The organism is Staphylococcus sp. 191 (genome assembly GCF_011174885.1).
GTDB classification, from domain to species: Bacteria; Bacillota; Bacilli; order Staphylococcales; family Staphylococcaceae; genus Staphylococcus; species Staphylococcus coagulans.
The window spans coordinates 157,545-174,469 of record NZ_PNRJ01000005.1; the positions used below are offsets into that span (position 1 = coordinate 157,545).

Consider the following 16,925-nt stretch of genomic DNA (forward strand, 5'->3'; position numbering starts at 1 on the left):
CAAATCCAGTTTTTTTATTATATATCGCAACCGTTTATAATAGAATTCAGTAAATCTTTTAAGTTTTGTTCTCGGTTTTCAATTTCGTTACACGCAAAGTTAATCAGTTCTTGTTTATCTTGTTCTTTTTCTTCATTAAAATGAATTATGACTGTTCTCTCATCATCAGATGGTCGTTCTTTTACTAACCATTTCAACTCTACAAGATTGTTGAAAGTTCTTGTCCGTCTGTACGTTTTGACTTTGACATAGTGATCCATTTCTTTTAACGTCATTGACCCTTTATCCCAAAGTGTAAGTAAAATCAAAAATTCTTCTTTTGATAAATGATACTTTTCCTCAATCGCTTCAAAAATATATTCAACCTCTTTTTGAAGATTATCTAATAACACAATATCACTTACTTGATAGTTTTTCTTTTTAGCCATGATTAAGCCCCCATTCAATTAGACTGCCTATCATGAATCTTTACCCAAATTATTATAATTCAATCATAATGTATAAAAGTTTGATTTATTGGTAATAAATTAATTTTAAATCTTAAAATACCGACTGACATTTCTAGGTTTCTGGTTAACTTTCTATGATTTCTATCAAACCGAAAATATCATAGATGAATATAAATGTAAATTAAATATGTCATAGCCCAACATGCTTTTAGATGTGCATAAATAATTTCCCGGTGTCTATGACGTGTTGGATATACAAAATAAGAAAGCACCTCAAAAATCGCTTAAATGATTTTTGGGGTGCTTTCTTTGGAGACTGAGAACTCATGTCCGAGTCTGTTTAATATTTAGTCTTGATTAATCAAAAAGATGTTCTATAGATTGTTGCATATTTTTTAAGATATTAACTGATTTTTCAAATTTTTCTTTTTCTTCTTCATTTAAAGGTGTTTCAACGATGCGTGTTGCACCTTCACCGTTAATCACTGTTGGCACACCTGTATACACACCACTATGTCCGTACTCACCTTCTAGGTAGCTTGATACAGTTAAGACTGTATTTTGATTTCTCAATATTGCTTTTGAAATGTGCATTAATCCCATAGCTACACCATAATATGTTGCACCTTTTGCTTTGATAATATCGTATGCAGCATCACGTGTTTGTACGTAAATATCTTCAATTAGATGTGATTTTGAAGGATCCTTTTTCAATTCATCATAAATTGAAACACCTGCAATTGTTGCACTTGACCATACTGGAACTTCAGAATCACCGTGCTCACCAATAATATTCGCATGAACACTGCTTGGCGCTACGTCAAAAGCTTCACTAATTAAATGTTTAAAGCGTGCAGTATCTAAAATTGTGCCTGAACCGATGACTCTATGCTTAGGTAAACCAGAATATCTAAGCGTTACATAAGTTAAAATATCAACAGGATTAGCAGCAATAAGGAAAATACCATCGAAACCACTGTCCATAATGGAAGTGATAATATCTTTATAAATTTTAGCATTTTTCTCTACAAGGTCTAATCGTGTTTCACCGACTTTTTGTGGAGCACCTGCGCAAATCACAATAAGATCAGCGTCACCACAATCGCTATATTCACCTGCTTTAACTTTTACAGGTGATTCAGCATAAGGCGCGCCGTGATTTAAATCAAGTACATCACCAAGTACTTTGTCTTTATTAATGTCGATAATGACTAATTCATCAGCGACGCCTTGACTTACCATTGTAAATGCATAACTCGCGCCAACTGCGCCATTACCAACTAATACGACTTTGTTACTGTTTTTTCCCATTGAAAAACACGCTCCTATTTTGCAAATTTATATTCATCACAATATTTGTGATTCTTTTCACATATAATCTACCATGTTTATCACAATATTTCAATAAAAATTTTTAGTAATGCAAAGAGAAATTATTTTCCATTGTATGTAAAATGTTTAAAATAATTACTTAATACTATTTTCGTCATCGATTAAATATCCTGCTGTAAAAACTTTATTATTTAAAAAGCTAAGGATATAACGCATAACGGCTTCGCGTTCAGGCTCATTATGAATTTCATGCGCTAAACCTTCCCACGCTTTAAAATAAAGTTCATCGTAACTGAGATTATTCACAAATTGATAAGTTACTTTTGTATCTGAAATCACATCTTCTGTACCATACATGACGCACATCGGAATGCGCATGAATTGATCCATATGATCCGCAGTTTCTTTCATTGTTCTGATAACTTCTTTGTACCAATGGTAGCTTACTTTCTTTAACATCATTGCATCATTTAATGTTTCCTCTTGAACTTCAGGATTTCGAGTCAAATCAGTTACTTGAAAACCGAGATCAAATTTTGCACTTTTAGAGACATCACCTATGTTCGCTGTTAAGAAATTTTTACGTGTCTTATTACTATTATGAAAAGCCATTAATGGGGAAATTAAAATCAATCCTTCAATATCAAGTTGCACTTTTTCTAATAGATTGACACAAATGAGTCCACCTAATCCGACCCCAATAATAAATGTAGGAAGATGATACGCTTCTGCAATTTCAATCCACTCAAGTACCCGTTCTTGATAGATTTCAAAGCTTTCGATTTGCCCCTTATTCATACGTGACGTTTGTCCTTGCCCAGGTAAATCGCCCATAATCACATGATAACCATTACGCTTTAAATGTGTAATGACATAGGCGTATCTTCCTGTATGTTCTAACATATTATGAACAATAACGATGACGCCTTTAGCTTTACTATCTGTTTCCCATTTCCACATACAACATTACCCTTCCTTTACGTTCTTTTTTTTATTATAGCGTGATTTTATTCGTGTTTGCGAATAAAAAGGAAATCATAAAAACAGGATAGAAATCTACATGAGACGTAAATTTTCTATCCTGTTGATATGAGTCACTGATGAATATAAAAAAAAGCGCGTGTGACTTTAAATATTTACTATGATGTCGCTCTTTCCATCGTTAAGATAATTTAAAAGTTTTACGTATGAATGGTAAACGTAATAATAAAATTGCTAAAAGTAATTCATAAAAAGTTGGAAAAAATTTTGCGACTAACATTAAGAAAAATTGACCAACCAGTGAGCCATCTCCTTGAGAAACATTAAAATGCGCTATAATGCCAGCATCAATAAGATTTAATCCTATAATTACAACAGCTACTAGCCACATTCGGTGTGTAAGCACCCCCACAATTAATCCAATCAGAACTAAAATAATAAGTTCAAAAACAAAGTACTGTACAAACGTATCTAACTGCGTCCCAAATATATAAAATGCCATATCTCTAAACATGTCATAATCTCCCTTAAAAAGATTTCACTCTTATTTTAACATGCACATACCGATTGAAATTTTAAGATATCGTAAAGTTTCAATTGTGGACTTTACATTACGTTAATATTTGACGCTGTTTACTTTTTAAAGCACATCTTTACAACATATTCACACCTACTTGATAATCGTATGATACGTTTTAGTTGAAAATAAATTTAAATTGAAGGTGTCGTTAATGAAAATCATCGTTAAATGTGTGATTAGTTTATTGTTTTTGCTTATGATGCCCCTCTTTTTAGCACTAGCACAAGAACCGATTGATACTGATTTACAGAAACCACCACTCACCGCTTCACAAAATTTACCATCTTAGCCACAAGAAACAAATAAAAAATTTAAATATTCATAGTTCTAAAAGAAAAATACGCGCTAAAATTGTAATTATGTATTATGAAAACGTTTTCTTCCATTATCTGTTCATGATACACTATCATTATGACAATGAACAAAGGATATGGGAGGAATTAAAATGAGCTTAATCAAAAACTTTTTTATTACACTATCAAACAATGCTTATTTAAATTCATTAGCAAAAACTGTAGGACCTTCATTAGGTGCAAATAGAGTTGTTGCTGGTAATACGATAGAAGAGGTTGTCACTACGATTAAGAAATTAAACGACAAAAATATCGCAGCAACAGTCGATAATCTGGGTGAGTTTGTAAATAATGAGCGAGATGCAATTGCAGCTAAAGAAAATATATTAAAAGTTATGGATGCGATTCACGAAAATCAACTCAACGCGCATATGTCGGTTAAGCTCAGCCAGTTAGGTAGTGAATTTAATCGTGCCTTATGTTTTGAAAACATTGAAGAAATTGTTTCGAAAGCAAGTAGCTATGATCATATGCATATTAACATCGATACAGAAAAGTATGATAGCCTTTTCGATATTACACAAACTTTAGATCGATTAAAATCTAATTATTCAAATATTGGAACAGTGATTCAAGCTTACTTATTTAAAGCAGATGTACTCATCGATAAATATCCTGAACTCCGCTTACGCCTAGTAAAAGGTGCCTATAAAGAATCACCACATATCGCCTATCAAACTAAGGAAGAAATTGATCAAAATTATATTCGACTTATCGAAAAAAGATTGTTAAATTCTAAAAGTTTCACTTCAATTGCTACTCATGATCACAAAATAATTAACCATGTTAAAAAATTTGTTGAGGACAATCATATTGATAAATCTCAATTCGAATTTCAAATGTTGTATGGATTTAGAAGCGATTTAGCAGAGGCGATTGCAAAGGAAGGATATAATTTTACGATTTATGTCCCTTATGGTGATGATTGGTTTGGTTACTTTATGCGACGATTAGCAGAAAGACCTCAAAACCTAACATTAGCCTTCAAAGAATTTGTTAAACCAAAAGCCCTACTCTCTATAGGGGCAATTGGACTCGCAGTCGGAACATTATTTAAGCTATTAAAAAATAAGTAAAATTGTTTGACGCTCATGTCAATTTTAACAAGCCACAACATGCCTTAATCATAGCTGTTGTGGCTTCTATTTATTGATATCACGTTAACAAAACGGTGTGGTCGCCTATATTGATATCGTGTCTTAGCACCACTCCAAATTATCATTTTCAATTATAAAAAATTTGTAATCGCTACGAAATTGAAACACGCGAACTATATTTCATTAAAACTGTTTCAGTAAGTTAGCCATTTCTATTGCGCCTACTGCAACTTCTGCACCTTTGTTACCTGCTTTTGTACCTGCACGTTCAATTGCTTGCTCAATATTTTCAGTTGTTAAAACACCAAATATTACAGGAATACCTGTATCATCTCCCGCTTTAGCTATGCCTTTAGCAGCCTCATTACAAACATAATCATAATGAGATGTTGCACCGCGAATCACGCAGCCAAGCGTAATTACCGCATCATATTTTTGAGTTTGTGCCATTTTTTTGGCCACAATTGGAAGTTCAAATGCCCCCGGTACATAAGCAATATCAATATCGTCAGCTTCGACTTGGTGGCGTTTTAAAGCATCAAGCGCACCTTCAACTAAGCGACCAGTGATAAAATCATTAAAGCGACTTACGACAATTCCTATTTTTAAACCTTTACCTATAAGTTGACCTTCAAATTTCATTTTTTGTACCTCCTATATTTAAATCATATGCCCCATTTGTGTTTTTTTGACATGCATATAATCATGATTGTGTTCATTTTCTTCAGCTATGAGTGGAATTCTCTTACCAATTTGAATCCCATAGCGTTTTAATCCATGAAATTTTTCTGGATTATTACTCAATAAATGCACATGATCTACATTAAAGTGTCTTAGCATCTGTGCAGCGATATCGTATTCCCTTAAATCTGGTTCAAAACCTAACGCTTCATTAGCGGAAACCGTATTATAGCCTTGCTCAATCAGTTCATACGCTTTTAATTTATTCATTAAGCCAATGCCTCTACCTTCTTGGGGTAAGTATAAAATCATACCACCATGTTGTTCAATATAGGCCATTGCTGCTTCAAGTTGATCTCCACAATCACAGCGTGCACTATGAAAAATATCTCCTGTAGCACAAGCAGAATGAATACGTACATTCATCGTTGGGTGAATTTCACCCTTAACAATAGCTAAATGTTCGGTACCATCTATATTAGAAGTAAATCCATACATATCAAAAGTACCAAATCGCGTAGGTAACTTAACTTTCGCTTGCTCAGTTATGATTTTGCGATTCACTTTAATGTATCCAACAAGATCCTCAATAGAAATCATTTTCAATTGATGCATCTCTTTGAACTGGTCAAGTTGCGGGCCTTTAGCCATTGTTCCATCTTCATTCATAATTTCACAAATTAATCCTGCAGGTGTGGCACCTGTTAACCGTGCTAAATCAGTTGTGGCTTCTGTATGACCACGACGTTCTAAAACACCATGCTTTTTTGCAATCAACGGAAATAAATGGCCCGGTTGATTAAAGGTATATTGGTCCATTTGTTCATCGATTAAAGCACGCGCAGTATGCATCCTTTCATAAGCGCTAATCCCAGTGGTCGATTGAATATGGTCAATACTTTGTGTAAAAGCAGTGCCGTGCGGATCATTATTGTGTTTAACCATTCCATCCAATCCTGCTTTTTCAGCGATTTCTTTTGTGATAGGTGCACATATAAGTCCTCTTCCATGTTTAGTCATAAAATTAATGGTGTCATCGTGCATCCACTCCGTTATAGCAACGAGGTCGCCTTCATTTTCACGATCTTCATCGTCTACAACAATAATCATTTCTCCATTTTTTAAAGCTCTGAGCGCTTCATCAATTGTATCTAATTTCATTACTTACGCCTCCATTAAAATCCTGCTTTCAGCAAATCTTCCATTGATAAGTCTGATTTTTGTGTTGTTATCGATTGGACATATTTAAATAACATGTCCGTCTCTAAATGAACAGGATCTCCTTGTTTCTTCGTAGATAAAGTTGTAGATTTTCTTGTTTCTGGAATTAAATGAATGTCAAAAGCATGAGGGTGCTTTTTAAAAATCGTTAAACTGATACCGTCAACAGCAATAGAGCCTTGTGAAATCATTTGTTCCATTAAATGAGTAGGTGCTTCAATCGTATAAATCCATTCATTTTGTGATGATTGAATTTGTTTGATACGACCTTTCCCGTCTACATGGCCTTGCACAAAGTGACCTCCTAAGCGGCCAGTTGCTAATAACGCGCGCTCAAGATTGACTTTATCTCCTGTCTTAAGTTCAGCAAGATATGTTTTATTTTCAGTACCTAAAATAACTTCCACTGAAAAACTGTGTGCATTAAAAGTTGTTACCGTTAAGCACGTGCCGTTGACACTTATAGAATCACCAATATGCATATCCGTTAATATATGTTGACACTGTATAGTCAGTTCAGTTGTGGGATTTTGCTTTTGAATTTTTTCAATTGTACCTATTTCTTCAACGATACCTGTGAACATGGATTCACTTCCTCTTCATTCGTAATTTCATGTCGGTATCTATTATTTCACTGTGTACAATTTCAAATTGTGGTAGTTGGTCTAAAGGCATTACATCATTTGTTTGATAAAATTGATATTTACCTTGACCACCTATGATTTTCGGGGCTAAATATAGGATGAAGTTTGTCACATCAAGTGACGCTAAAAATTGTGATGTCACGTTCGGTCCGGCTTCAACAAGTATCCGACCGAAACCTTTTTGAAATAAATCTTTTAATATAAAATCAACATTTAATTGATTCGCTTTAATAATATGAATATGGTCTTCTGTCGATGTTAAACTATGGTTTTCGGTATAAATATAAATCGGTGTCGTTTCATCTTTAAAGAGTTGCGCATTCCAATTTACGTCACCAGAACGCGAAAGAATGACCTTTGCCGGATGATGTCCATCTTCGATACGCGTTGTCAAACTTGGATTATCTTTGCGAAGCGTCCCATTACCAGTAATAATAGCATCATGATTATGCCTCAAATTAAAAACATCTTGCTTCACAGTTTTTGAAGTAATCCACTGACTCTCTTCAAGATCTGTAGCTTGTTTGCCATCTAAACTTGCACTGACTTTGACAGTTACAATAGGTCGTCCCTCTGATTTACTTTTGAAAAAGTCAGCATATAAATCCAAGGCTTGTTTCATCGGACGGTATTCTACATCAATACCCGCTTCCACCATCATTTGGTGACCCGCTGTATCTAAAGTGATGTCTTTAGCTGCGTATACCACCTTTTTAATCCCTGTGTCGATGATTCTTTTGGCACAAGGCGGTGTACTTCCATAATGAGAACAAGGCTCTAATGATACATAAATCGATGCATCTTTTACATTTGCTTCACCAGCCATATCAATGGCTTGAATTTCAGCATGTTTGTCGCCTTTTCTCAAATGTGCGCCTAATCCAATGATTCTACCGTTTTTAACAACAACAGCGCCTACAGGAGGATTCGTTCCTGTTTGGCCGTTGACCATTTGTGCGAGTTGTATTGCTTGTTCTAAATAATTTTCCAATCTTTCACCTCAATAAAAAAACCACTCGTTTAAAATCGAGTAGTGGGAATTAGAAATCGCTATCTCTTTAAAGACAGTCGGATTCATATATCATTTGGTACGACAAATAAGCTTCACAATACTTTGTGAAATTGCCATACCTATTCTTCCTCCCATCCAGACTTTAACTGTCGGCTCTAGATTCTCACTAGATCAGCCATATCGCTTTGCAATATGGGTCGCAGGCTTTAATTTACTGCCGGTTGGGAATTTCACCCAGCCCCGAAAGAATATATGAAATTGTATTGAGTATAAAAGATACGCATGGACTGTCAAAGCCCATGCGTCTATATTACCGTAACTTTTTAAATTTTACAATTGTTTGAATATAAAATCAGGAATTAAACTTATTCTATAAAAATCATTATTACATAATAATATGCCTTTTTAAAACTATGCCCTGCCAATGTATAACAATCATATTGACTCTTTGAAGAAAGTAGACACAATCTTCTTTACAAAACAGACGAATCATATTGTCATCTTTTAAGTTGGACAACTTATTTTTTCTTTTTCTTTTTCTTCTTTTTATCTTTTTTCTTTTTTTGCGCCTTTTTCTGTGCTTTCTTTTTCTCTTTATCAAGTGCTTTTTTAGCTTTATAGGTGTCATATAAATTGTCGACAGCTCTTACTGCTTGTTGAACAATCATTGTGACACCGTTGCGCTCAAAATTGACACCATTGGTAATTTGACCAATTGCTCTTAAATTGCGCAATGTACCATACAATGGACTAATCACTTCATTTGTCGACGGTACAATTTGAATTCCTCCCATTGGATGCGGTTGTATAATTTCTCGATTCGCAACATCCAACAATAAGGCATCATCATCATCTAACTGACTCAAATGTTTTTTCGGACCCGTAGCATTGATGACAATATCCACTTTTAATTCATCCTCTTTATTTTTAAAGGCAAGTCGGTATTTACCATAATATTGGCGTACATTTTCGAGTCCGGATAATATTTCTAAATCACCAGCTTTAATTGCGTCAATCAACAATAAAGCTGTTTCTCTCGGCATCGGATTTGTATTTTCTTTTAAATATCTATGGTACTTAGATATAAATTGTGTTTGACCTTCACGACTCAAACTGTTCCAAATCCAATCCATATTTTCTTTTAATGCCTCAAACACACTCTGCAAAGCCCCTAATTCTTCAGGGTGATTCAAGTCATAATTTAAATCACGGATCGCATCATACTTTCGACGTTTAAGTAGTTTTTGAAGTGGAATCTCTCGCGCTTCACATTCTTTTTTAAATAATTCCACCGCATCTTCTAATGGAACCACACCCATATTTTCTGCTTTTAACTGGTCAAAATTTTCAAGTGTAAGATATTTGAATTCAATCGTTTGCATCTCACCCCGGACACTTGGCAACTTACCACCGCGACTCGCCATAATAATAGGCTTTTTCTGATGATGAGACAATGTATATCGAATGACGTCTAAACTTGCCAGACCCGTACCGATTATGGCGATTGTGTCATCTTTTTTAACTTCTGACAGTGTTTGATTAGCCGGGTAAGGCGCTTGAATATACCCTTTTTGACCTTTGAGTTGGTATGGATCGTGATATGACATCGTACCAATTGTAAAAAACACATAGTCATAGTCTTTACAAGATTCCACTTCATCATCGGTACATACAATGATTCGCTTAGGAATAATTTCATTGGCTTGCTCTTCAATATACATATGTTTAACTTCTTTTTTAATTACATTTACATTGTCGAATTCATGATCAAATTGTTCTAAATAGCTTTTCATGTAATGACCAAATACATAACGCGGTAAGTAGTCCGCATCACCGTAATTAAAAGTATCTTGTTCGTTATACCATTCTCTAAATTCTAAAATATTATCTATATTCAATGACAACATATCAACTGGTACATTGATGAGCAAATCCTCACTATCATTTTGAAAGGGCTTGCCTTGTCCCATATTTTCCTCGTTATCATAAATATCTAATTGAATTTTCTTAAAATGCTTATATTTAACTAATTGTCTGAGCACACTCACACCTGCTGTGCCCATTCCTATAATGGCTACTCTCATCTTGCATCATCCTTATTTTAAGTATCTCACTCAAATTCATTATACCCTTAATAATAAGAAATAATGAAAAAACGTTATTTTTATATCCAATTGTGATAAAGAACAATAAAAAAATTACTATGGTATAATAATCTCACAAGATATTTTTACCCTTTTTGTTTAATTGAAGTATGATATTAATATTCGGAGGCTTTGTCATCGTGTATAAAAAATTGGCTTTATTTATGTTAAGTTTGATTATTTTGTCTGGTTGTTCACTTCCCGGTTTAGGTGGAACTTCAAAAGATAGTGTAAAAATTACGGCTCTATCAACAAGTGAATCACAAATTATGGCTCACATGGTCCGCCTTAAAATCGAGCATGATACAAAAGGAAAAATCAAACCCGCAATCATTAATAATTTGGGCTCTAGTACGATTCAACATAATGCTTTAATCAACGGAGATGGAAATATTTCTTCGACTCGTTATACGGGTACGGATCTTGTCGGTGCATTAGAAATGGATCCAATCAAAAACCCTAAAAAAGCAATGGCGATTACACAAAAAGAATTTGAAAAACGTTTCCATCAAACTTGGTTTGACTCTTATGGATTTGAAAATACATTTGCATTTATGGTCACTAAAGAAACAGCGCGTAAGTATCATCTAAAAAATGTATCAGATTTAAAAAAACATAGCGATGAACTGCGTTTAGGGACAGATAGTACTTGGATTAAACGTGCCGGTGATGGATACCCTGCTTTTACAAAAGCATATGGCTTTGATTTTGATACAATCCGGCCGATGCAAATTGGTTTAGTGTACGATGCTTTAAAAAATAAAAAATTGGATGTTGCATTAGGATATACTACTGATGGTCGAATTTCAGCCTATGATCTTGTTGTTTTGAAAGATGATAAACACTTCTTCCCGCCTTATGACGCTAGTGTCGTTGCAACGGATCAAATTTTAAAAACACATCCTGAACTGAAAAAGTCTTTAAAAGATTTATCGGGTAAAATCAATACGAAACAAATGCAAAAATTGAATTATGAGGCTGATGGAGAAGGAAAAGAGCCTGCTGTCGTCGCAGAAGATTTTTTAAAAGCCCATCATTATTTTGAACATTAATTACGCCAATGTTTAATAACTAAACGGAAAATGAAATTGAACAAACTTATAATAGCGTGAGGTGATTGATTTTGATTAAAAAAATAGGTAAAGTGCTCATTTTAACAATTGCATTCTTTTTTTTATTAGGGCGTCGTAACAAAGCGGAATAATGGGACATCGACCATATAAACACATATATAAAGCAACTTTGAAACTCACATACACTTTCTTCCTAGAGATAGCACATAATAAAGCGGAACAGAAACCTACACATAAGTGTTCGCGTTCTGTTCCGCTTTATTGTATTGATAATCGTATATTCTGTAATTCTCTATAAACTAGTAATTTTTACCATCTTGATGTTTTTTGTCATCTTTATAAACATACCAGTTAAAATATTTACCTTCTGTTTTCATATCTTTGTAAAAATCTGCCATAATGACGGCGTTACTTTTCGCCCAATTAATATCTGTTGCATATTGATGTTCTCCAGGATTTTTAGGATTCCATCTCATACTGTATAACGTATTCTGATTTGGGTTTGATAAGTAATGATCGTGGATAAATTCTGCGCCACCATAAATCGCTTTTTCTGGCGTATCCCAGCCTTTTTTCTTCGCATATTTAGCGCCCGTTTTAATCGGGTCTTCATCGAGTGCCCCAACACCGTAAAAATTATAATACTTTTTACCGTCAATTTCGACACCATTCGACAGCTCTGACATAACCGAGCCAGTCTCTAACAATGCGTGTGAAATTAAGTAAACTTCATTCACTTGTTTTTCTTTAGCAGCATTTAAAAAATCATCCGTATGTGCCAATAATGTTGGATGATTTCTCAACATTCTTTTAATTCTATTTTTATCAATACCTTGATATTTCGACAAATTTAAAAATTGATACTTCTGTCTCTTGTCGTCCATAAACACCGAACTATCCATCGCATCGCGAATTTCTGAATCAGATGCGTCACGCCAATTCGTATGATTTTTATTTGAAACTTGTTGACTAGTATAGTTATCAATTTGTTTCTTCGCTGCCTTATCAAGTGTTACATCTAGTTTCTCAACCTGCTCTACTTGATTAACATATTTAAAAAAGATTTGATCTTTAATCATGCTAAAAAAGAAAAAACCTGCAATAACAAAAATAATAAAAGACGCTATTACAGCAATTATCGAGCCATTTTTGTGCTTTCTCATAAACACACCTCTTCAGAATGTTTCATTTTAATTCATATATTTATTTTATCCGCTTGAATTCAAATTTTACCACCTTCAATGCATCTATACAACGAGATACCCTCGTTGTTACACATTCATAAAAAAATAGTAATGAATATGTAAAGTTCTTCATTACTATTCATCGCGATGATAATCCATCATAATGAAACTTGCAGCTTGAGAGCGGTTTTTATAATAATAACGTGCGAGATCAATCGTACCTTCTACTTCGCCATCTCGATACATCATTTGTTTTGTCATATTGTTAATCATTACAAATTCTGAACGATCTCGAATAACATCTAAATCATCATTGCGTGCAAAAAAATGCTCTAAATTTAAATGATCGTAGTCCATAATTTCCTCCTCGAATGTTAACTTATAAATTAAATGTCATTAAAATGCATTCAACAACAAATATACAAAGATTCTAAACCTATTTGTCATTGATAAAACTTGTATTAAACATAAAATAGCACAAATCGTGAAATGCCTCAATCTTTTAGCTGTGTTACAAAGGAAATGACCGGTCAGTTCATTCATTATTGAGGAGTCATGTCCATGCAATTTAATACACTTTATGTCCAATATTATAAGTTAATCCATTTTTTACTGCACAAGTATCATATTGATTATAATTATGATGAGTATTTTCAACTTTTATTAATCAAATTATGGTCTCTATCTTTAAAGTATGATCCTTCCTTTAATCAATGCTTCAAAAAATATATCACCTATCACTTACAATTCTATCTTATTGATTTATTACGTCAATCATCTCAACAGCCCACACCCTTACCTCTAGAAGTGAAGCAAATAGAGCTACGAACAACATCTCTAAATACCACTCATTTGTTGTTAAGTGATTTAACAAAAGCATTAAAACCTCCAGAACAGCAATGGTTCCGTTACTATTTACAAGGCTATCGACAAAAAGAAATTCAACAGTTGATGCAACGTTCTCCGACAACAATAAGGAAATACAAGACGCATGCTTTGAAACACTTGAAACAAGTTCTCACATATGACGATATTAAGAAAGGATTTTAACGATGACGATACAATATGCGCACGAAACTATGCTTTACTTCAAAACTTCTGAAAATATAGAGTATCCACTTTTAATTAAATATGTATCTCATACGCACCATAGCAAGCAATCACTTCCTCGCTTCTTAAACGATTTGGCATTAACGTCACAAAAAGAGCTCCGTACTCAGAAAAATCTCTCTATTCAACTTTTAAATACGTATCATTTATCACCCTTCTATTTGAATCCAAAACTCATCTTATGCCCCATGCAACCTCAACGTGCACCTGTACAGATATACATCAATATGGTTCAAGTCATTGCGGCCTCTTCTTATTTTGAACAAACGAAAGTCCATTTCGAACATAATATCACCCTCATCGTACCTATACCGCTCATACAATTTATAAAAAAATGGAAAGATGCTATGATGCTTTCCAAGTTATTATAGTTTTATTTTGCTTTATTAAATTTATAATCGATGAGTCGCTTTGTAAAATACCCATTCGCTACTTTCATCAAATAGACAATGAGAACTAAAGAAATCAGTGCAGTCAACATAATCGTGATGACTAATCCTACTGATAAATTCATGCTCGGTTGGATAAAATAATGGGCTGAACTTAAACATAAGAGTAATGCACCTATAAATAGTCCTAATAGCATCACATTGACAACAAACAAACCAATCAAAGTCATTGTTAAATAACTGGCCGTTTTTAATTCATTCGAAAATATGTGATTTTTTAAATAATAGGAAACAAATCGCTGAGGTGTACGATATTTATTTTGTATATCATCCATCTCGCGCGATTTTAAATATGTGTGCAGTGCTTTTTTCTCACGTTGATTGAGATACCATAAATCTTTTTCAATTTGATGTTGAAATGCTTGATTCTGCATGTGCAACATGCGCCCCCTTTCATCTTTGCAGCATTTTTTATGTTCACTTTATCATATCACAAGCGCAGATCCTAATAAGAGTTTCACTCATTAGAAATTAAAAAGTGACTGCGTCTGAGGCATCAACTCATGCTTCAGACACAGTCACTTTTTCACGCTTAAACTTGTAATTAACCTTTTCGTAGCTTGACTTCCAGAGCGGGACAAGCCATTGAAATTAATTCAAATCTGTCTCACAAGTTAAAAATTATAAGATACTTAATCCAGAAGATTTAATATCTTTCTCAAATCCTTTAACTGTATCTACAGATAATTCATTGATGTCACGTCCAATGTTAGGCACTTTTTTCACAACGTCTGAGGGACATGTAATGATATCTGCGCCAATTTCATCAGCTTGAATGACATTGAATAACTCGCGACAGCTTGCCCATAATAATTGCACGCCTTTTTTACTATGTGTCACTTCAACTGATTCTTTCATTAATGGCATAGGGTCCACACCTGTATCTGCAATACGTCCTGCAAAAACAGACACATATGTTTCTACACCTTCAGTCACAGCTTCAGTGATAGCTTTAACTTGTTCAATCGTATAGACAGCAGTGACATTCAATTTAACGCCTTTAGCTGATAATTTTTCAATTAATGGAATCATTGATTCACCTTTAGAATTTACAACTGGAATTTTAACAAAAATGTTTTCACCAAATTGTTGGATGATTTCTGCTTCTTTTTCCATTGTTTCCATGTCATCAGCAAAAACTTCGAATGAAATCGATGCATCAGGAATTGCCTCTACTGCTTCTTTAGCAAATTCCACATAGTCTTTAACACCAGCTTTTGCCATTAAACTTGGATTTGTAGTAAAACCGTCAACCTCTTTATTTTGATAAGCTTTTTTCATTTGTTCAATATCTGCACCATCTGCAAATACGCGTACTTTCAATTCTGCCATTTTAAATAGCCTCCTTATTGCTGTTAATCCTATTTATAGTTATACCATTTTTAAGTCCTATTCCGCTATTTTAACGCTTTACATATGAACAACATTCGTTCAATTCATAAATAAAATATGATATGATTACTATCGATAAATAAAGGAGGCGCACTATGTCTAAATCAAAAAAATACTTTTACTTATCGGTATTATTAATGCTTATTAGTTTTTATTTTAATACACAAAACCCTATGCTCGAAAAGCATTTTACTTCAATTGTGAAATTGATTTTTGTATGTAGTATTGTAAACTTTGTCATTTTAGTTGCATCCATCGTTTTTGCAGACAAATCAATCAAACATTTGCCAGAGCATCGCAGCTGGATACATAAAGCGTCACGAATACAACCTTGGATTCTTTTAGTGGTGATTTGTATTCATATAGTGAGTTCCCTTTTTACCTTTGGTATTATTTAAATGGCGCATGAAGCCATTTAGGACTCAGGTGATTGCATGAAATATATTTATATCTTTATAGGCGGTGCGATAGGTGCATTGTTGAGATGGCAAGTCAGTTTCATTCCTGTTGACTCACAGTTTCCAATCGGCACCCTTCTTGCTAATTTAATCGGTGCAATGGGTATGGGATATTTTACCCGTCTCTCTACAAAGTGGTTTATCCAACATCCTCAAATCAAACAAGGCATAACAACTGGCTTTCTAGGGGCATTGACCACTTTTTCAACCTTCCAATTTGAACTCGTTTATTTAGCTGAATATGGTCATTTACTTATACTACTGAGTTATGCACTCATCAGTTATTGTTGTGGTATTTTATGCTGTTTTCTAGGTTATCGATTAGGAGGTTATCACAAATGAATGTCCTACTATTATGTGTAGGTGGCGGTTTAGGGGCTGTACTGCGCGCAATGACGACAGCACGCCTATCTAGCTTTGATTTTTTCAAAATACCGATAGCTACCTTATTCATTAATTTGTTAGGTTCTTTTCTAATCGGCTACCTTTTTCAAATCTATACTGCCACACACGCAGCGCAATTATTTTTTGCTGTCGGTATACTTGGCGGTTTTACAACGTTTTCCACATTATCATTAGAGCTATTACAAATGCTTCAACAGTCGAAAAATTGGCTGCTGTTTGCCATATATAGTGTACTGCAATATGGTGCTTGTTTTATCGCTTGTTGGTTAGGTGTGCAATTCCATTTGTAAAATTAACCATTCAACATAAAAAGTTTGAAAGCAACAAGCTAATAAGAAGAAACTGAGTCACCACTTGTCT

At 34.0% G+C, this 16,925-nt stretch carries 21 protein-coding genes and 1 riboswitch; of the genes, 8 read left to right on the forward strand and 13 right to left on the reverse strand.

The annotated features are described in order from the left end of the window. Window positions 1-17: 17 nt before the first annotated feature. The 4 genes from C1H58_RS05785 to C1H58_RS05800 form a co-directional block, all read right to left on the reverse strand. On the reverse strand, window positions 18-428 hold the full coding sequence (locus C1H58_RS05785; RefSeq protein WP_165545616.1) for a transcriptional regulator, SarA/Rot family: 411 nt from the start codon (window positions 426-428) through the stop codon (window positions 18-20). A 378-nt stretch (window positions 429-806) separates the two neighbouring features. After that, entirely contained in the window at window positions 807-1,760 is a 954-nt protein-coding gene (locus C1H58_RS05790; RefSeq protein ID WP_165545617.1) for an L-lactate dehydrogenase, read from the reverse strand. 156 nt (window positions 1,761-1,916) lie between these two features. Continuing rightward, window positions 1,917-2,741, reverse strand: a complete 825-nt coding sequence (locus C1H58_RS05795; protein WP_060829741.1) for an alpha/beta fold hydrolase — start codon at window positions 2,739-2,741, stop codon at window positions 1,917-1,919. 202 nt (window positions 2,742-2,943) lie between these two features. After that, window positions 2,944-3,276, reverse strand: a complete 333-nt coding sequence (locus C1H58_RS05800) for a hypothetical protein (protein ID WP_050330636.1) — start codon at window positions 3,274-3,276, stop codon at window positions 2,944-2,946. Window positions 3,277-3,493: 217 nt separating this feature from the next. On the opposite strand from C1H58_RS05800, the gene C1H58_RS05805 reads away from it, so the two are divergent. Beyond that, window positions 3,494-3,631 carry a hypothetical protein gene (locus C1H58_RS05805; protein WP_165545618.1) on the forward strand — a complete coding sequence of 46 codons (138 nt, stop codon included), beginning with the start codon at window positions 3,494-3,496 and terminating at the stop codon, window positions 3,629-3,631. A gap of 156 nt (window positions 3,632-3,787) precedes the next feature. Then, window positions 3,788-4,771, forward strand: a complete 984-nt coding sequence (locus C1H58_RS05810) for a proline dehydrogenase family protein (protein WP_165545619.1) — start codon at window positions 3,788-3,790, stop codon at window positions 4,769-4,771. A 204-nt stretch (window positions 4,772-4,975) separates the two neighbouring features. Here the strand turns inward: C1H58_RS05810 and ribH are convergent, their stop codons facing one another. From ribH to C1H58_RS05835, 5 genes are all read right to left on the reverse strand, one after another. Continuing rightward, complete coding sequence (gene ribH, locus C1H58_RS05815) at window positions 4,976-5,434, reverse strand: 6,7-dimethyl-8-ribityllumazine synthase (protein WP_050345483.1); 459 nt, start codon at window positions 5,432-5,434, stop codon at window positions 4,976-4,978. An 18-nt stretch (window positions 5,435-5,452) separates the two neighbouring features. Then, window positions 5,453-6,634 (reverse strand): 3,4-dihydroxy-2-butanone-4-phosphate synthase, encoded by a 1,182-nt coding sequence (gene ribB, locus C1H58_RS05820; RefSeq protein ID WP_165545620.1) that lies wholly within the window; start codon window positions 6,632-6,634, stop codon window positions 5,453-5,455. Window positions 6,635-6,648: 14 nt separating this feature from the next. Continuing rightward, a complete protein-coding gene (locus C1H58_RS05825) occupies window positions 6,649-7,278 on the reverse strand; it encodes a riboflavin synthase (RefSeq protein WP_050330632.1) in 630 nt (209 codons plus the stop codon). Between the two features lie 4 nt (window positions 7,279-7,282). After that, the gene (gene ribD, locus C1H58_RS05830; RefSeq protein WP_165545621.1) at window positions 7,283-8,329 is read right to left on the reverse strand and encodes a bifunctional diaminohydroxyphosphoribosylaminopyrimidine deaminase/5-amino-6-(5-phosphoribosylamino)uracil reductase RibD; all 1,047 of its coding nucleotides are present in this window, start codon (window positions 8,327-8,329) and stop codon (window positions 7,283-7,285) included. Window positions 8,330-8,469: 140 nt separating this feature from the next. Further along, window positions 8,470-8,602, reverse strand: a riboswitch (FMN riboswitch). 266 nt (window positions 8,603-8,868) lie between these two features. Further along, entirely contained in the window at window positions 8,869-10,434 is a 1,566-nt protein-coding gene (locus C1H58_RS05835; protein WP_165545622.1) for an FAD/NAD(P)-binding protein, read from the reverse strand. A gap of 224 nt (window positions 10,435-10,658) precedes the next feature. Here C1H58_RS05835 and C1H58_RS05840 point away from each other — a divergent pair, with 224 nt between their 5' ends. Beyond that, window positions 10,659-11,546, forward strand: a complete 888-nt coding sequence (locus C1H58_RS05840) for an osmoprotectant ABC transporter substrate-binding protein (protein WP_165545640.1) — start codon at window positions 10,659-10,661, stop codon at window positions 11,544-11,546. Between the two features lie 320 nt (window positions 11,547-11,866). On the opposite strand, the gene sagB is transcribed toward C1H58_RS05840, so the two are convergent. Then, window positions 11,867-12,730: a peptidoglycan release complex glucosaminidase SagB gene (gene sagB / locus C1H58_RS05845; RefSeq protein WP_165545623.1), complete on the reverse strand. Its 864-nt coding sequence runs from the start codon at window positions 12,728-12,730 to the stop codon at window positions 11,867-11,869. 156 nt (window positions 12,731-12,886) lie between these two features. Next, a complete protein-coding gene (locus tag C1H58_RS05850) occupies window positions 12,887-13,108 on the reverse strand; it encodes a hypothetical protein (RefSeq protein ID WP_016425399.1) in 222 nt (73 codons plus the stop codon). A 204-nt stretch (window positions 13,109-13,312) separates the two neighbouring features. Between C1H58_RS05850 and C1H58_RS05855 the strand changes: the two genes are divergently transcribed. Then, a complete protein-coding gene (locus tag C1H58_RS05855) occupies window positions 13,313-13,801 on the forward strand; it encodes a sigma-70 family RNA polymerase sigma factor (protein WP_082165720.1) in 489 nt (162 codons plus the stop codon). A 2-nt stretch (window positions 13,802-13,803) separates the two neighbouring features. After that, complete coding sequence (locus tag C1H58_RS05860) at window positions 13,804-14,232, forward strand: hypothetical protein (protein WP_165545624.1); 429 nt, start codon at window positions 13,804-13,806, stop codon at window positions 14,230-14,232. Window positions 14,233-14,234: 2 nt separating this feature from the next. Here the strand turns inward: C1H58_RS05860 and C1H58_RS05865 are convergent, their stop codons facing one another. Beyond that, window positions 14,235-14,684 carry a hypothetical protein gene (locus C1H58_RS05865; protein WP_165545625.1) on the reverse strand — a complete coding sequence of 150 codons (450 nt, stop codon included), beginning with the start codon at window positions 14,682-14,684 and terminating at the stop codon, window positions 14,235-14,237. A gap of 247 nt (window positions 14,685-14,931) precedes the next feature. Beyond that, window positions 14,932-15,642 (reverse strand): transaldolase, encoded by a 711-nt coding sequence (locus C1H58_RS05870; RefSeq protein WP_165545626.1) that lies wholly within the window; start codon window positions 15,640-15,642, stop codon window positions 14,932-14,934. A 155-nt stretch (window positions 15,643-15,797) separates the two neighbouring features. Between C1H58_RS05870 and C1H58_RS05875 the strand changes: the two genes are divergently transcribed. The 3 genes from C1H58_RS05875 to C1H58_RS05885 are packed head-to-tail and all read left to right on the forward strand — an operon-like array spanning window position 15,798 to window position 16,855. After that, a complete protein-coding gene (locus C1H58_RS05875) occupies window positions 15,798-16,100 on the forward strand; it encodes a hypothetical protein (protein ID WP_050330624.1) in 303 nt (100 codons plus the stop codon). A gap of 36 nt (window positions 16,101-16,136) precedes the next feature. Continuing rightward, entirely contained in the window at window positions 16,137-16,502 is a 366-nt protein-coding gene (gene crcB, locus C1H58_RS05880; protein WP_165545627.1) for a fluoride efflux transporter CrcB, read from the forward strand. After that, window positions 16,499-16,855 carry a fluoride efflux transporter FluC gene (locus C1H58_RS05885; protein WP_165545628.1) on the forward strand — a complete coding sequence of 119 codons (357 nt, stop codon included), beginning with the start codon at window positions 16,499-16,501 and terminating at the stop codon, window positions 16,853-16,855. The genes crcB and C1H58_RS05885 overlap by 4 nt, the downstream gene beginning before the upstream one ends. The last annotated feature ends 70 nt before the right edge of the window (window positions 16,856-16,925 follow it).

Bases quoted from the DNA above. Each gene is read 5' to 3' on its own strand.
- C1H58_RS05785 (WP_165545616.1), bottom strand. From the start codon at position 428: ATGGCTAAAAAGAAAAACTATCAAGTAAGTGATATTGTGTTATTAGAT.
- C1H58_RS05790 (WP_165545617.1), bottom strand. From the start codon at position 1,760: ATGGGAAAAAACAGTAACAAAGTCGTATTAGTTGGTAATGGCGCAGTT.
- C1H58_RS05795 (WP_060829741.1), bottom strand. From the start codon at position 2,741: ATGTGGAAATGGGAAACAGATAGTAAAGCTAAAGGCGTCATCGTTATT.
- C1H58_RS05800 (WP_050330636.1), bottom strand. From the start codon at position 3,276: ATGTTTAGAGATATGGCATTTTATATATTTGGGACGCAGTTAGATACG.
- C1H58_RS05805 (WP_165545618.1), top strand. From the start codon at position 3,494: ATGAAAATCATCGTTAAATGTGTGATTAGTTTATTGTTTTTGCTTATG.
- C1H58_RS05810 (WP_165545619.1), top strand. From the start codon at position 3,788: ATGAGCTTAATCAAAAACTTTTTTATTACACTATCAAACAATGCTTAT.
- ribH (WP_050345483.1), bottom strand. From the start codon at position 5,434: ATGAAATTTGAAGGTCAACTTATAGGTAAAGGTTTAAAAATAGGAATT.
- ribB (WP_165545620.1), bottom strand. From the start codon at position 6,634: ATGAAATTAGATACAATTGATGAAGCGCTCAGAGCTTTAAAAAATGGA.
- C1H58_RS05825 (WP_050330632.1), bottom strand. From the start codon at position 7,278: ATGTTCACAGGTATCGTTGAAGAAATAGGTACAATTGAAAAAATTCAA.
- C1H58_RS05835 (WP_165545622.1), bottom strand. From the start codon at position 10,434: ATGAGAGTAGCCATTATAGGAATGGGCACAGCAGGTGTGAGTGTGCTC.
- C1H58_RS05840 (WP_165545640.1), top strand. From the start codon at position 10,659: ATGTTAAGTTTGATTATTTTGTCTGGTTGTTCACTTCCCGGTTTAGGT.
- sagB (WP_165545623.1), bottom strand. From the start codon at position 12,730: ATGAGAAAGCACAAAAATGGCTCGATAATTGCTGTAATAGCGTCTTTT.
- C1H58_RS05850 (WP_016425399.1), bottom strand. From the start codon at position 13,108: ATGGACTACGATCATTTAAATTTAGAGCATTTTTTTGCACGCAATGAT.
- C1H58_RS05855 (WP_082165720.1), top strand. From the start codon at position 13,313: ATGCAATTTAATACACTTTATGTCCAATATTATAAGTTAATCCATTTT.
- C1H58_RS05860 (WP_165545624.1), top strand. From the start codon at position 13,804: ATGACGATACAATATGCGCACGAAACTATGCTTTACTTCAAAACTTCT.
- C1H58_RS05865 (WP_165545625.1), bottom strand. From the start codon at position 14,684: ATGCAGAATCAAGCATTTCAACATCAAATTGAAAAAGATTTATGGTAT.
- C1H58_RS05870 (WP_165545626.1), bottom strand. From the start codon at position 15,642: ATGGCAGAATTGAAAGTACGCGTATTTGCAGATGGTGCAGATATTGAA.
- C1H58_RS05875 (WP_050330624.1), top strand. From the start codon at position 15,798: ATGTCTAAATCAAAAAAATACTTTTACTTATCGGTATTATTAATGCTT.
- crcB (WP_165545627.1), top strand. From the start codon at position 16,137: ATGAAATATATTTATATCTTTATAGGCGGTGCGATAGGTGCATTGTTG.
- C1H58_RS05885 (WP_165545628.1), top strand. From the start codon at position 16,499: ATGAATGTCCTACTATTATGTGTAGGTGGCGGTTTAGGGGCTGTACTG.